Raw genomic sequence first — 13,794 nt, 5'->3', positions numbered from 1 at the left:
TCACGTGATCACGTTCAAGAACGCGCCGATCCCGGGCTCGACCAATGCCCCGGCGGTCCCGAGCGGCTTCGGTGCCAGCGGCAACGTCCTCACCGACGGCAACGGCAACTCGACGGTCTATCTGCAGGCCGGCTCGGTCGCCGACGTGCTGAAGGCGATTGACTTCGCGACGGGCGTGCAGACCTTCACGCTGAACGGCAGCGGCGGTGGTACGCTTGCGACCGCCTCGGGCCAGATCGCCTCGTCGATCAACGCCTCCGGCCAGCTCAAGCTGTCCACCGGCGTCAATGCCGACCTGTCGATCACCGGCACGGGCAATGCCTTGTCCGCGCTCGGCCTGGCCGGCAACACCGGCAGCGCGACCGCCTTCACTGCGGCCCGCACCTCCGGCGTCGGCGGCATCAGCGGCAAGACCTTGACCTTCTCCTCCTTCAACGGCGGCACGGCGGTCAACGTCACCTTCGGCGACGGCACCAACGGTACGGTCAAGACGCTCGATCAGCTCAATAGCTCGCTCCAGGCCAACAACCTGACGGCGACGATCGACGCCAACGGCCTGCTGACGGTCTCGACGACGAACGACTACGCGTCCTCGACCATCGGTTCGAGCAGCGCAGGTGGTTCGATCGGCGGCACGCTGACCACGGCACTGACGTTCTCGACGGCTTCCAGCCCCGTCCAGGACACGGTTGCCCAGACGGCCCGCGCCAACCTGGTGTCTCAGTACAACAACATCCTGAGCCAGATCGACTCGACCTCGCAGGACTCCTCGTTCAACGGCGTCAACCTGCTGAACGGCGACCAGCTCAAGCTGACGTTCGACGAGACCGGCAAGTCGAGCCTGAACATCACCGGCGTGACCTATAACTCCAAGGGTCTGGGCCTTGCCTCGTTGACCAGCGGTGTCGACTTCATCGACAACTCCGCGACCAACAAGGTGCTGTCCAACCTGAACGCCGCGTCGAGCACGCTGCGCTCGGAGGCTTCGACCCTCGGTTCGAACCTGACGATCGTGCAGGTGCGTCAGGACTTCAACAAGAACCTGATCAACGTGCTGCAGACCGGCTCGTCGAACCTGACCTTGGCCGACACCAACGTCGAGGCGGCCAACAGCCAGGCGCTGTCGACCCGCCAGTCGATCGCGGTCTCCGCGCTGTCGCTGGCCAACCAGTCGCAGCAGAGCGTGCTCCAGCTGCTCCGCTAACAAGCGGCAGACATCGCAAGCAAGATCTGGCGGCGGGGCTTCGGCCCCGCCGCTTTGTTTTGTTCGCCAATCGGTATTCGAGAGGCGGAGAGCGATCGAAAAAGTAACCAGCGGTTATGGTTAATGGAGCGTAAGCGCGCGGAATCGCCAATGATTTCAGACTGATTGCGACACCGTCCAGCGCGCCGCAATGCTTTATGGTGAACCGGCGCTTATGAGAGTGACGTTCGTTTCACCCTTTGTTAGCCATGTCCGCGCACCCTGTGGCCGTCACTCGATCCAGAAGCGATCGAACGAAGACGCGTAAGCCAGAAGGGTAAGAGTCATGTCCGGTATTGTTCTCTCTGCGTCGGTTCGTCAGAACCTCCTCTCTCTCCAGTCCACCGCCGATCTTCTCGCCACCACACAGAACCGTCTGTCGACCGGCAAGAGCGTCAACTCGGCCCTGGACAATCCGACCAACTTCTTCACCGCCCAGTCGCTCGACAACCGCGCCAGCGACATCAACAACCTGCTCGATGGCATCGCCAACGGCGTGCAGGTGCTGCAGGCTGCCAACACCGGCCTGACCTCGCTGCAGAAGCTGATCGACAGCGCGAAGTCGATCGCCAACCAGGCGCTGCAGACCACCGTCGGTTACTCCACCAAGTCCAACGTCTCCACCACGATCTCAGGTGCGACGGCGGCTGACTTGCGCGGCACGACCTCCTATGCCAGCGCCACCGCAGCCAGCAACGTGCTCTACACGGGTGCGGCGGGCGGTACGACCGCTGCCACCTCCGGCTCCACGCTGGGCAGCGCTGCGCAGGGCAGCTTCACGGCTGCTGCGGCGGTGAAGGCCGCCGACGGCTCGACCAACCTGTCGGGTACGGCGACCCTGATCGGCACCGGCGGTGCTGCGACCGTGATCGGCTCCTCGCCGGCGGACGGCGACGTGCTCACCGTCAACGGCCACACCATCACGTTCCGCGCCGGCAGCGCGCCGACCGGCACCTCGATCCCGACCGGTTCGGGTGTCAACTCGGCCGGCGACAGCAGCATCCTCACCGACGGCAACGGCAACTCGACCGTCTATCTCGGCACCACGGGTGCTCCGGTCGCAACCGTCAACGACCTCTTGAGTGCGATCGACCTCGCCAGCGGGGTGCAGACCGCCTCGATCAGCAGCACCGGCGTTGCCACTATCGGCGTAGCTTCCGGCACCGCGACCGCGTCGTCCATCGCTGCCGGTATCGCGACGATCAAGAGCTCGACGGGTGCTGACCTCAGCATCACCGGCAAGGCCGACTTCCTGAAGTCGCTGGGCCTCACCAGTGCGACGGGTGGCGGCAATGCGGTCTTCACGGTGACGCGCACGACGACGTCCGGCTCGCTGGGTTCGCTGATCCAGGACGGCTCGTCCCTCAACGTCGACGGTCACGTGATCACGTTCAAGAACGCGCCGATCCCGGGCTCGACCAATGCGCCGGCGGTTCCGAGCGGCTTCGGTGCCACCGGCAACGTCCTCACCGACGGCAACGGCAACTCGACGGTCTATCTGCAGGCCGGTACGGTCGCCGACGTGCTGAAGGCGATCGACTTCGCGACGGGCGTGCAGACCTTCACCCTGAACGGCAGCGGCGGTGGCACGCTCGCGACCGCGGTCGGCCAGGCTCCGTCGACGATCAACACCTCCGGCCAGCTCAAGCTGTCCACCGGCATCAACGCCGACCTGTCGATCACCGGCACGGGCAATGCCTTGTCCGCGCTCGGCCTGGCCGGCAACACCGGCAACGCGACCGCGTTCACCGCGGCGCGCACCTCCGGCATCGGCGGCATTGCCGGCAAGACCTTGACCTTCACCTCCTTCAACGGCGGCACGGCGGTCAACGTCACCTTCGGCGACGGCACCAACGGTACGGTCAAGACGCTCGATCAACTCAACACCCAGCTTCAGGCCAACAACCTGGCGGCGACGATCGATGCCAACGGCTTGCTGACCATCACCGCCTCCAACGACTACGCGTCCTCGACGATCGGCTCGACTGCTGCGGGCGGTGCGATCGGCGGCACGCTCACCACGGCGCTGACGTTCTCGACGGCTTCCACTCCCGTCCAGGATGCTGTTGCGCAGACGGCCCGTGCCAATCTGGTGTCTCAGTACAACAACATCCTGAACCAGATCGACACGACCTCGCAGGACTCCTCGTTCAACGGCGTCAACCTGCTGAACGGAGATCAGCTCAAGCTGGTGTTCGACGAGACCGGCAAGTCGAGCCTGAACATCACCGGCGTGACCTACAACTCCAAGGGCCTGGGCCTTGCCGCGCTGACCGTCGGCGTCGACTTCATCGACAACGCCGCGTCCAACAAGGTGCTGACCAACCTGAACGCCGCGTCGAGCACGCTGCGCTCGGAGGCTTCGAGCCTCGGTTCGAACCTCTCGGTCGTGCAGATCCGTCAGGACTTCAACAAGAACCTGATCAACGTGCTGCAGACCGGCTCGTCGAACCTGACCTTGGCCGACACCAACGTCGAGGCGGCCAACAGCCAGGCGCTGTCGACCCGCCAGTCGATCGCGGTCTCCGCGCTGTCACTGGCCAACACCTCGCAGCAGAGCGTGCTCCAGCTGCTCCGCTAATAACGCACTGAAATACCTCAAGAAAAACCGGGCGGCGGGGTTTTAGCCCCGCCGCTCTTTTTTGCGTTCAGAGGCAGGGAAGGGCGTACACCAGCCATTAACCGTATCCCTTAAACCGGCGTTAACCATACTTTAAAGGACAGCCCCTAAAACTGGACCAAAGCCCGCTTCCAGACCCGCGCGGCCGATTCGTATCCGGTTCAAGAGGAAGACTCGCCAATGTCCAACATCGTTCTCTCGGCGTCCGTTCGCCAGAACCTGTTGTCGCTGCAGTCGACGGCCGACTTGCTGGCCACGACGCAGGAGAGGCTGTCGACCGGCAAGAAGGTCAACACGGCGCTCGACAATCCCACCAACTTCTTCACGGCGCAGGGACTGGACAACCGGGCGAGCGACATCAGCAACCTCCTGGACGGCATCAACAACGGTGTGCAGGTGCTGCAGGCGGCCAATACCGGCATCACCTCGCTCCAGAAGCTGATCGACTCCGCGAAATCGATTGCCAACCAGGCGCTCCAGACCACGGTCGGCTACTCCACCAAGTCCAACGTCTCGACCACGATCCCAGGTGCGACACCGGCGGATCTGCGCGGCACGACCTCTTATGCGAGCGCGACCGCCAACAGCAACGTGCTCTATACCGGCGCGGCCGGCGGTGTCACACCGGTGACGGCGGCGGCGGCGCTTGGCGCCTCGCTGGGTTCGACCGCCGGTACGCTGGTCGGTGGCACCACGACTGCTGCCGACGGCAGCACCGCGCTCAGCGGCACGGCCACGCTGCTCGGCACCACCACGTCCAGCACGTTCAGCGCGCCGCCCGCGGATGGTGACACCATAACCGTGAACGGCAAGACCATCACCTTCCGTACCGGTCCCGCTCCGACGACACAGCCGACCGGTTGGGGCCTCAATGCCAGCGGAAGCATTGCCACCGACGGCAACGGCAACTCGATCGTCTATGAAGGAACGGCGGCTGCGCCAAAGGCAACCGTCAACGACGTGCTCAGCGCGATCGACCTTGCCAGCGGCGTCAAGACTGCGACGATCAGCGCCGGCGCCGCCACGATCGCGACCAGCGGCGCGACAGTCGGTACGGTCCAGACGCCATCTTCCATCGGTGCAGGCGGCGCAATCACGCTGAAGAGCTCGACCGGCGCCGATCTGAGCGTAACGGGCAAGGCCGACTTCCTCAACAAGCTCGGCCTGACCAACGCAACCGGCGCGGGCAATGCCAGTGTCACTGCGAACCGGTCGACGACCGCCGGCTCGCTGGGCACCCTCGTCCAGGATGGCTCGACCCTGAACGTCGACGGCCATACCATCACCTTCAAGAACGCGCAGACGCCGCAGTCGGCATCCAGCGTAGCCACCGGCTATGGTGTCAGCGGCAACGTCGTCACCGACGGCAACGGCAACTCGACGGTCTACCTCCAGAGCGCGAACCTGACCGACCTGCTCAATTCGATCGACCTGGCCACCGGCGTGAAGACCGCCAGCCTCTTCAACGGCGCCGCCACGCTCTCCACCACGTCGGGCCAGATCCCGTCGTCGGTGAATTCGAGCGGCCAGCTCTCGATCTCGACCGGCATCAACGCCGACCTCTCGATCACCGGCACCGGCAACGCGCTCAGCGCATTCGGTCTCAGCGGCAACACCGGAACGGCGACGGCGTTCAGCGCGGCGCGCACCTCGGGCGTCGGCGGCGTCAGCGGCAAGACCCTGACCTTCACCTCCTTCAACGGCGGCACGCCGGTCAACGTCACCTTCGGCGACGGCACCAACGGTACGGTCAAGACCCTCGACCAGCTCAACGTCCAGCTTCAGGCCAACCACCTGACCGCGACGATCGATGCCAACGGCGTGCTGACGGTCACCACCGTCAACGAATACGCGTCCTCGACGCTCGGCTCGTCCACTGCAGGCGGCGCGGTCGGCGGCACGCTCACCAGCGTGCTCGCCTTCACCACTGCGCAGCCGCCGGTTCAGGATCCCGTCGCGCAGACCGCGCGTTCGAGCCTGGTCAGCCAGTTCAACAACATCCTGGCGCAGATCGACACGACCTCGCAGGACTCCTCGTTCAACGGCGTCAATCTGCTGAACGGCGACACGCTGAAGCTGGTCTTCAACGAGACCGGCAGCTCCACGCTCGGCATCAACGGTGTGGTGTTCAATGCGGCGGGTCTCGGGCTCAGCAATCTCGTGCCCGGCACGGACTTCATCGACAATGGCGCGACCAACAAGGTCCTCCAGAGCCTGAACGCTGCTTCGAGCACGCTGCGCTCGGAAGGCTCTTCGCTCGGTTCGAACCTCTCGATCGTGCAGGTGCGCCAGGACTTCTCGAAGAACCTGATCAACGTGCTGCAGACGGGCTCGTCCAACCTGACACTTGCCGATACCAACGAGGAAGCGGCCAACAGCCAGGCGCTGTCGACCCGCCAGTCGATCGCGGTCTCCGCGCTGTCGCTGGCCAACCAGTCGCAGCAGAGCGTGTTGCAGCTGCTCCGCTAATTCGGAAAGCGCAGTACCAAATCTTGAGTCGGAGTGGCGGGGCTAATGCTCCGCCGTTCTTTTGAGGGAGTTCGCTAAGACAAGATTAGCTGAGATCGATGCGCATGATGCAGTGCAAGTTTACAGCTTGCGTCCGCGCATTTAGCCTCGCGCTCATGAAGACTCCGACCCGTAATAATGCGGAGTGCTTCCAAGCGCACACGTAAGCAAATCTTAAGCGGTGATGCATAGGGTTGGGAAAGAAATCCTTAAGTCCGTTCAACGGGCTAGGAAGCTTCCAAGGTGTGATTGATGTCGAATTCTGCTGCCTCGGCCTACGCGCGTGTTGCAACGACCACCGCATCTCCTCGCGACATCGAGGCGCAGACTCTGCTGAAGGCCGCCAACAAGCTCCAGGACGCGGTCAACAACGCTGACCCATTCAGCGAGCAGACCACGCAGGCGCTGATGTTCAATCGCAAGCTCTGGACCATCTTCCTCAGCGAAGCGATGCGCGAAAACAACCCGCAGCCGATCGACGTCCGGCAGAAGATTGCCAACATCAGCGTGTTCGTGCTGAGTCAGACGGCGGCGCTGCAGATGAGCCCGCAGTTCGATCACTTCCGTCCGCTGATCGAGATCAACCGCAACATTGCCGCTGGTCTGTCCGGCCGGCCGTGATGGAGACTCGTGATGTCCGACATCATGAGCATCCTGTCGACCGCCTATAAGTCCAACGTCCTCTCGAGCACGTCGGGCTCATCCAAATATGTTGCGGTGGACTCGTCGCTGTACCAGGGCAACTGGAGCGGCACCTACGCCGACGGCAAGACGTTCTCGCTCAACATCTCGCAGGTCAGCGGCTTCCGCGCGCAGATCCACTATCAGAGCGGCGGGACGTCGCAGTACCAGCAGGTGCTGATCAAGGATTCGTCGTTCCGCTTCGGCAACACGAAGTTCACGTTGACCGATACCGGCAAGGCGCAGGTCAAGAACGTCGTCACGGATCCCGCGACCGGCTCGAGCTATCTCGACACCGCCCAAGCCACGCTCGACAGCTGATCGGCTGGCGTCTTTAAGCGCTGAGGTCCGTGTTGAGCGGCCGCGAGGGCTCCGACTTCAAATCCAGTGCGTGGAAATAGGCTCGCCGGCGCAGCATCGCTTCGTCCGGGAACTGATTGACGACCGCGTCGGTCTTGTCGTTGACGACCTGGAAGACCATGGATGCAGCCGCCTGGTCGAACACGACCTGGCGCGAGATGCTCTCGTTGCTGCTCTGCAGATCGTTGCGTGCGGGTGCAGCCGCATCGCTGGCGGCGACCGTCTGGCTCACCGGCAAATCGGTTTGCACCGCATCGTTCGCCGCCGAATTCGACGTCGTGACGATCTGTACGGGGGCCGGTATCCCCACCGGCCTGATGCTGAAATCTGTACTCATGGCAGCCTCCTGGTTGCCTTACGTGAGTCAAATCCCAACCCCTCTCAATACGCAACCATGGAACACCAGGATTGAACACCCGGTAAGGAAACGTGCCTAACCGCGCGACGCTTTCGCCGCGCGGTTTTTCGTAAAATTGGAGGCAGTATTCGTTAAGCGCTCAGAGCGAACGGCTGACCGCGAGCGGGGTAATGTGGCGCGGGCCGGGAGTCGCACGGCGTCCCGCCGCGGTGTAGGTGTTCGGCACGTTGCGCTTTTGGATCTCGGCATTGACGCCGCGCACGACGCTTTCGGAGACCGCATGCGCGGTCGCGAGCACGGTGAGATTGACCTGGAGCATGGCGCGAAAGGCGTCGTGATGGCGATGCAGCGTCGAGAGCAGCTCGGGTGCGGATTTCGCGAGCTTGTCCTGGTTTGCCTTCAACTGGCTGACGGCGGCGACATAGCGCCGCGATAGCTCCTGCTTCTGGCTCTCGAGCGTCATCGCCTCGCGGACCTTGCCGGCGCGGACCAGCTCGGTCTCGCGCTCGATCAGGCCGAGCAGAGCGCTCATCGCGTCCATCAGGTCTTCGGCGAGCTTGCGCGCCTCGGCGCTGCCCGGCGTGTTGTTCGCGCGTTGCGCAGGCATCGGCTGACGTGACGCGTTGAAGTGGTTCATCTCGTTTGACCTTATGCCGTCCGGAGAGTGGTTTTGGCCTGCTGCATGATCAGGGTACGGTAGACGTCGCGGGCGACACCGACGCCGCCGGCGCTGGCGAAATTCTTGGAATATTGCTCGGTCAGCATCGAGCGCCACACGCCGGTGCCCGGCGTATCGCCGAACGGGCCTTCGCCCTTCAGGCCCGAGGTCATCTGCGCGAACATGCTGTTGAGGAACATGCCCTCGAAGTCGGTGGCGGTCTTCTGCGCCTTGGCTTGTTGCTGCGGCGAGACCTTCTGAAGTGCCGCGGCGAGCTCGAAGTCGGGCCGGCCGTTGCGGCTTTCCACGGAGAAAGCAGGATTTGAGGAGAGGGCCGCGGAGACGACGCGCGCGGTGTTGAGCATGCCGGTCTGCATCACATCACCTCGATGTCGGCTTCGATCGCACCGGCCGCCTTGATCGCCTGGAGGATGCTGATTAGATCGCGCGGGCCGATGCCGAGGCCGTTGAGGCCGTCGACAAGCTGCTGGAGCGAGACGCCGTCCTTGACGACTGCGAATTTCTTGCCGTCCTCGGTGACACCGACGCTGGAGCGCGGTGTGACCACGGTGCGGCCCCGCGACAGCGGGTTGGGCTGGCTCACCTGCGGGCTCTCGGAGATCGTGACCGTGAGATTGCCCTGCGCGACCGCAACCGTCGCGACGCGGACGTCGCGGCCCATCACGATGATGCCGGAACGTTCGTCGATGATGATCTTGGCGGCGAGATCCGGATCGACCTGAAGCTGCTCGATCTCGGTCAGGAACGCGACGACGTTGCCCTTGAACTCCGGCGGGATCGTCAGCTGTACCGTCGAAGGATCGATCGGTTCGGCGCTCTTGACGCCAAGATAGTCGTTGATGGCGGCCGCAATGCGCTTGGCGGTGGTGAAGTCGGCATTGCGCAGGGCGAGCCGCACGTTAGGCAGGCGGTTCAACGCGAACTCGATCTCGCGCTCGATGATGGCGCCGTTGGCGATGCGGCCCACGGTCGGAACGCCGCGCACGATTTTCGCCGCTTCGCCCTCGGCCTGGAAGCCCGAGATCGCGAGCGAGCCCTGCGCCACGGCATAGACGTTGCCGTCGGCGCCGAGGAGGGGGGTGACGAGCAGGGTGCCGCCGCGCAAATCCTTGGCATCGCCAAGAGCGGAGACGGTCACGTCCATACGCGTGCCTTGGGTGGCGAAGGCCGGCAGATTGCCGGTCACCATCACGGCGGCGACGTTGCCGGTACGGATGGTGGCGCCGCGGATGTTGACGCCCATGCGCTCGAGCATCGCTTGCAGAGACTGCTTGGTGAAGGGGATGTTGTTGAGGGTGTCGCCGGTGCCGTTGAGGCCGACGACGAGGCCGTAGCCGATGAGCTGGTTCTGCCGCACGCCTTCGATATTGGCGAGATCCTTGATGCGCGAGGTCGCGCTTGCGGGCGCGACCGAGAGCGCCAGCGCTGACAGCGCGGCACAGGCCACTCCAAAAGCCCCGCTAAGAATCCTCACCCAACGAACGCCTGGCATCCTCTGCTCCCCGAGGCTCCTCACATCTCGGACCGTCTGCGACACTCCCATGACGAGCTGGTCCGACGCTTTCCTTGCGAGGGCTGTGCCAACGTGGGGCGGCGGGGGTAGGCGATTGAATAGGTTGAATAAATCTCTTTCGATCGGCGCTAACCGGCGTTCGCCTTGAGGAGCGAAACTGCCGCCTCCCGGCAGTTTTTGCCGGGCCGTTTACGCCGCGTTAACCATAAAGCGGCGAATGTGGCGCATCGATCACCCGGATTGCTCCGATGCGCATCTACGGACCGAATGGCACCACGCTTGGAACGCCGGCCAGCCAGGCCAGGCGAACGAGCTCCGGCACCTTCGTGCTGCCGGACACCTCGTCGACGCAGGAGACGCGGAGCGCTGCCGCACCGAAAGCCACCGCCAACATCGACGGATTGCTCGCGCTGCAAGGCATCGAGGAAGATCCGGTCGAACGCCGCAAGCGCTCGGTCGCACGCGGCAAGACCGCGCTCGATGTGCTCGATGATCTGAAGATGGGACTGCTCTCCGGCAATCTCGACGCATCGACCGTGATGCGGCTGCGCGATGCGGCGGCGAACCTGAAATCGTCCTCCGGCGATCCCGGCCTGGATTCCGTGCTGTCCGAGATCGAGCTGCGCGTCGAGGTTGAGCTGGCGAAGGCCGGGCAGGGCTGAACCACCACCCGCGATCTTAAGTGCTTGGGAATGGCCCTACGCCGCTTCCTCCTTCTGTTGCGCGTCGTAGCGGCGCTGGGCGGCGAGCACGTCTTTCAGATTCTCCTCGGCCCAATCGCGCAACGGATCGACCGCGGCTGCGAGCGTCACGCCGAGCTGCGTGATCGAATATTCAACCGTCACCGGCACGGTCGCGATGGCGCGGCGCTTGAGCAGGCCGTCGCGTTCAAGCGACTTGAGAACCTGGCTCAACATCTTCTGGGAAATGCCTTCAATCGTGCGACGCAACTGATTGAAGCGCATCGCCTCCTCGCGCAGCAGCAACAGGATCAGCACGGCCCATTTGTCGCCGACGCGATCGAGGATTTGTCGCGTCGGGCATTCGGCGGCATAGACGTTGGGTTTCATCTCAATTCCTCGCGCTTGCTTGCGCTCACCGGGTTACTCCTATGTAATCAGGTAAGCACAAAGTGCTCTCTTAACACCAGCATTCTTTGCGATATCTAGTTACCATTGGTTACTATAGAAGCAAAGGAGCCTTCCATGAAAATCGCAGTTGCCGGAGCCTCGGGCCGGGCCGGTTCGGAGATCACCAAGGAACTGTCCCGCCGCGGCCACGCGGTTACCGCCATTGCCCGGAACCCCGAGAAGATTGCCGCACTGCCGAACGTCACGCCGACCAAGGGAGATGTGCTCGATCAGGCCGGTCTGGCCAAGCTCTGGGCCGGGCATGACGTTGCCGTCAGTTCCGTGCATTTCCTGGCGAGCGACCCGCACAAGCTGATCGGCGCGGCCAAGGATTCGAAGGTTGGTCGCTATCTGGTGGTCGGGGGCGCCGGAAGTCTGGAGGTCGCTCCCGGCGTCAAATTGGTCACAACCCCCGGTTTTCCAGCCCAGTACAAGGCCGAGGCGGAGGCGGGCGGGGTCTTCCTCGACCTGTTGCGGCAGGAAAAGGAGCTGAACTGGACCTTCATCTCGCCGTCGGCGCTGTTCGTCGAGGAGGCGCGGACGGGCAAGTTCCGGCTGGGGACCGACCAGCTTCTCGCAGATGCGAACGGCAAGAGCTGGATCAGCTTCGCCGACTACGCCATCGCCCTTGCCGATGAGATCGAGAAGCCGGCCCATTTGCGGCAGCGCTTTACGGTCGGTTACTAGGCTTTTGGCTGCCCCCGGGCCCTGCAGGATAAACCTTCCTGTGCAAGGGCTTGGGGGCGGTAGCTGCGCCCTTAAGGAAATATTGTCTGTCACAAGGGGTAGCTATATAAGCCCCGGCTCAACGGACCCCGTTCCGTTCGCGAGTCGTTGCTTAAGAAGATAGGCCGCCCTTGGAAAAGTTGAAAAACTACCGACCGACCGAAAAAGAGCCTTTCATGAACGACCGGCAGAAGGAGTACTTCCGTTTGAAGCTCCTCGCCTGGAAGGATGAGATCCTCAAAGAGTCCAAGCTCACCCTGCAAGCCCTGCAGGAGGAGAATGTGAACCACCCCGATCTTGCCGATCGGGCATCGTCCGAAACCGACCGCGCCATCGAACTCCGCGCCCGCGACCGCCAGCGCAAGTTGATCGCCAAGATCGACGCTGCGCTCCAGCGTATCGAGGACAACACCTACGGGTATTGCGAGGACACCGGCGAGCCGATCTCTTTGAAGCGGCTCGAAGCCCGGCCCATCGCGACACTCTCGGTGGAAGCGCAGGAGCGCCACGAGAAACGCGAGAAGGTCTATCGCGACGAATAAAGCCCGAGCCGCAGAGATGCGGCTCTTTGTTTTTGGCTCGCGGCGCCGCTTGAACGCCGCCGGCGCGGCGCGTAGATTCGCGCCGCCATGATGATTTGCACTCTCAACATCGCTTCGGTTTTCTTCCTGGGCTGAGCGCAGGCGCCTCCGCCGCGGAGGCATTGCGTCCCGCGAGCTTGACTTGCGGAATCCCAAGCCGATTGAGCCAGCCGGTTCCGCAGCGAGCGGACGACAAGGGCTGGCGAGCATTTGAGAGATCATCATGACCGACCGAGACGACGCGCGTGCGCTTGAGCCCGCGCAAATTCAGCAATTCATCGAACAGGGCTTTGTCCGCATCGACAACGCCTTTCCGCGCGAACTTGCCGAGCAGGGCCGCGCCATCTTGTGGCGCGATCTGCCCTGTAGCGAGCACGATCCGTCGACTTGGACGCGCCCGGTGATCCGGCTGTCCGGCTATGGTGGTCCGCTATTTCGCGAGATCGCCAACACGCCGGTGCTGCATCGCGCTTTCGATCAGCTGGTCGGCGTCGGTCGCTGGCGGGCGCGCAAGGACATCAGTGGCACTTTTCCGGTGCGCTTTCCGCATCCGGACGATCCCGGCGATGCCGGCTGGCATATCGATCTCAGCTTCCCCGGTGAAGACGGCGACCCCAACGAGCGGCACGATCATTCGGCGTGGCGAGCCAACATCGTCTCGCGTGGCCGCGCGCTGCTGATGCTGTTCCTGTTCTCCGATGTCGGCGAGAATGACGCGCCGACGCGGATCAGGGTCGGCTCGCATATGCCGATGGCGCGCTATCTGGCGCCGGCGGGCGAAGCGGGCCGGGCGCGCTTGGTGCTTGATGACATGGGTGCTGATTGCGAGGTTGCGCTCGCAACCGGCGAGGCGGGCACCGTCTATCTCTGCCATCCTTTCCTGGTGCATGCGGCGCAAAAGCATCGCGGAAAGACACCGCGCTTCATGGCACAGCCGGATCTCCCTCCGGTCGAGCCGTATCGGCTCGAACGCGAGGATGGCGCCTACTCGCCGGTCGAGATCGCAATCCGGTTGGCGCTCGGCGGCGCCTGAGGCGAACAGCTGGGATCTCGCAATGTCGTAGGTCATGTTGCAGGCGCCAGTTCAGGCGCCGCGACATGGCGTTCATGTTGGTGATCGCAAAAAATGAATCGAGATCAATGAGGTAGAGTCAATTCCTGCAAGCTCACGTGAGTTCACATGAGAAACAGCCTTCACTTCAGATGCGGGAAGTTTTGCGAGTCGCATCAACGAGATCTGCTCGGATGCTGAGAGGCTGATCAAGCAGCATCATGTTTCGCTGCAATTGGGCCTCGCGGGGCGCCGGTGGGACGGCAGGGCGCGCTTCTCCATAAGGCCCAGACCAACTCAATATTTCCTTAAACGTCGGCGGCGTCCCGTATTCGTCCCGGTCA

The 13,794-nt window shown here is 63.4% G+C and carries 14 protein-coding genes; 9 read left to right on the top strand and 5 right to left on the bottom strand.

What is annotated here, in order from left to right:
* From JQ587_RS11305 to JQ587_RS11285, 5 genes are all read left to right on the top strand, one after another.
* Window positions 1-1,204: DUF1522 domain-containing protein (locus JQ587_RS11305; RefSeq protein ID WP_212425332.1), on the top strand; the 1,204-nt coding region annotated here is incomplete at its 5' end.
* Between the two features lie 325 nt (window positions 1,205-1,529).
* Window positions 1,530-3,824: a DUF1522 domain-containing protein gene (locus tag JQ587_RS11300; RefSeq protein WP_212425331.1), complete on the top strand. Its 2,295-nt coding sequence runs from the start codon at window positions 1,530-1,532 to the stop codon at window positions 3,822-3,824.
* 219 nt (window positions 3,825-4,043) lie between these two features.
* Entirely contained in the window at window positions 4,044-6,332 is a 2,289-nt protein-coding gene (locus JQ587_RS11295; protein WP_212425330.1) for a DUF1522 domain-containing protein, read from the top strand.
* Between the two features lie 291 nt (window positions 6,333-6,623).
* Window positions 6,624-6,992, top strand: coding sequence for a flagellar biosynthesis regulator FlaF (gene flaF / locus JQ587_RS11290; RefSeq protein ID WP_212302918.1), 369 nt, complete (start codon window positions 6,624-6,626; stop codon window positions 6,990-6,992).
* Window positions 6,993-7,004: 12 nt separating this feature from the next.
* Complete coding sequence (locus JQ587_RS11285) at window positions 7,005-7,373, top strand: hypothetical protein (protein WP_212302920.1); 369 nt, start codon at window positions 7,005-7,007, stop codon at window positions 7,371-7,373.
* A 13-nt stretch (window positions 7,374-7,386) separates the two neighbouring features.
* Here JQ587_RS11285 and JQ587_RS11280 read toward each other — a convergent pair whose 3' ends face one another.
* The 4 genes from JQ587_RS11280 to JQ587_RS11265 form a co-directional block, all read right to left on the bottom strand.
* The gene (locus JQ587_RS11280) at window positions 7,387-7,749 is read right to left on the bottom strand and encodes a flagellar protein FlaG (RefSeq protein ID WP_212425329.1); all 363 of its coding nucleotides are present in this window, start codon (window positions 7,747-7,749) and stop codon (window positions 7,387-7,389) included.
* Between the two features lie 160 nt (window positions 7,750-7,909).
* Window positions 7,910-8,407: a hypothetical protein gene (locus JQ587_RS11275; protein WP_212425328.1), complete on the bottom strand. Its 498-nt coding sequence runs from the start codon at window positions 8,405-8,407 to the stop codon at window positions 7,910-7,912.
* 11 nt (window positions 8,408-8,418) lie between these two features.
* A complete protein-coding gene (flgJ, locus tag JQ587_RS11270; protein ID WP_212302926.1) occupies window positions 8,419-8,805 on the bottom strand; it encodes a flagellar assembly peptidoglycan hydrolase FlgJ in 387 nt (128 codons plus the stop codon).
* On the bottom strand, window positions 8,805-9,941 hold the full coding sequence (locus JQ587_RS11265) for a flagellar basal body P-ring protein FlgI (protein WP_212302928.1): 1,137 nt from the start codon (window positions 9,939-9,941) through the stop codon (window positions 8,805-8,807). Before JQ587_RS11265 ends, flgJ begins: the two co-directional genes overlap by 1 nt.
* 269 nt (window positions 9,942-10,210) lie before the next feature.
* Between JQ587_RS11265 and JQ587_RS11260 the strand changes: the two genes are divergently transcribed.
* Window positions 10,211-10,624 (top strand): flagellar assembly protein FliX, encoded by a 414-nt coding sequence (locus JQ587_RS11260; RefSeq protein WP_212302930.1) that lies wholly within the window; start codon window positions 10,211-10,213, stop codon window positions 10,622-10,624.
* Between the two features lie 36 nt (window positions 10,625-10,660).
* On the opposite strand, the gene JQ587_RS11255 is transcribed toward JQ587_RS11260, so the two are convergent.
* A complete protein-coding gene (locus JQ587_RS11255; RefSeq protein WP_212302932.1) occupies window positions 10,661-11,032 on the bottom strand; it encodes a winged helix-turn-helix transcriptional regulator in 372 nt (123 codons plus the stop codon).
* 135 nt (window positions 11,033-11,167) lie between these two features.
* Between JQ587_RS11255 and JQ587_RS11250 the strand changes: the two genes are divergently transcribed.
* The 3 genes from JQ587_RS11250 (at window position 11,168) to JQ587_RS11240 (ending at window position 13,432) form a co-directional block, all read left to right on the top strand.
* On the top strand, window positions 11,168-11,779 hold the full coding sequence (locus JQ587_RS11250; RefSeq protein WP_212302934.1) for an NAD(P)-dependent oxidoreductase: 612 nt from the start codon (window positions 11,168-11,170) through the stop codon (window positions 11,777-11,779).
* Between the two features lie 215 nt (window positions 11,780-11,994).
* On the top strand, window positions 11,995-12,360 hold the full coding sequence (dksA, locus tag JQ587_RS11245; RefSeq protein WP_008554760.1) for an RNA polymerase-binding protein DksA: 366 nt from the start codon (window positions 11,995-11,997) through the stop codon (window positions 12,358-12,360).
* 262 nt (window positions 12,361-12,622) lie between these two features.
* Entirely contained in the window at window positions 12,623-13,432 is an 810-nt protein-coding gene (locus tag JQ587_RS11240) for a phytanoyl-CoA dioxygenase family protein (protein WP_212425327.1), read from the top strand.
* The last annotated feature ends 362 nt before the right edge of the window (window positions 13,433-13,794 follow it).

Source organism: Bradyrhizobium manausense, assembly GCF_018130615.1.
Classification (GTDB): domain Bacteria; phylum Pseudomonadota; class Alphaproteobacteria; order Rhizobiales; family Xanthobacteraceae; genus Bradyrhizobium; species Bradyrhizobium manausense_A.
Note: the sequence above shows the minus strand (reverse complement) of the source record. Positions and strands in the feature narration are given on the sequence as shown.

Excerpts from the sequence above, each read along its gene's own strand:
- JQ587_RS11300 (WP_212425331.1), top strand. The coding sequence starts at position 1,530 with ATGTCCGGTATTGTTCTCTCTGCGTCGGTTCGTCAGAACCTCCTCTCT.
- flgJ (WP_212302926.1), bottom strand. The coding sequence starts at position 8,805 with ATGCAGACCGGCATGCTCAACACCGCGCGCGTCGTCTCCGCGGCCCTC.
- JQ587_RS11285 (WP_212302920.1), top strand. The coding sequence starts at position 7,005 with ATGTCCGACATCATGAGCATCCTGTCGACCGCCTATAAGTCCAACGTC.
- JQ587_RS11295 (WP_212425330.1), top strand. The coding sequence starts at position 4,044 with ATGTCCAACATCGTTCTCTCGGCGTCCGTTCGCCAGAACCTGTTGTCG.
- JQ587_RS11250 (WP_212302934.1), top strand. The coding sequence starts at position 11,168 with ATGAAAATCGCAGTTGCCGGAGCCTCGGGCCGGGCCGGTTCGGAGATC.
- JQ587_RS11265 (WP_212302928.1), bottom strand. The coding sequence starts at position 9,941 with ATGCCAGGCGTTCGTTGGGTGAGGATTCTTAGCGGGGCTTTTGGAGTG.
- JQ587_RS11255 (WP_212302932.1), bottom strand. The coding sequence starts at position 11,032 with ATGAAACCCAACGTCTATGCCGCCGAATGCCCGACGCGACAAATCCTC.
- JQ587_RS11240 (WP_212425327.1), top strand. The coding sequence starts at position 12,623 with ATGACCGACCGAGACGACGCGCGTGCGCTTGAGCCCGCGCAAATTCAG.
- dksA (WP_008554760.1), top strand. The coding sequence starts at position 11,995 with ATGAACGACCGGCAGAAGGAGTACTTCCGTTTGAAGCTCCTCGCCTGG.
- JQ587_RS11280 (WP_212425329.1), bottom strand. The coding sequence starts at position 7,749 with ATGAGTACAGATTTCAGCATCAGGCCGGTGGGGATACCGGCCCCCGTA.
- JQ587_RS11275 (WP_212425328.1), bottom strand. The coding sequence starts at position 8,407 with ATGAACCACTTCAACGCGTCACGTCAGCCGATGCCTGCGCAACGCGCG.
- JQ587_RS11260 (WP_212302930.1), top strand. The coding sequence starts at position 10,211 with ATGCGCATCTACGGACCGAATGGCACCACGCTTGGAACGCCGGCCAGC.
- flaF (WP_212302918.1), top strand. The coding sequence starts at position 6,624 with ATGTCGAATTCTGCTGCCTCGGCCTACGCGCGTGTTGCAACGACCACC.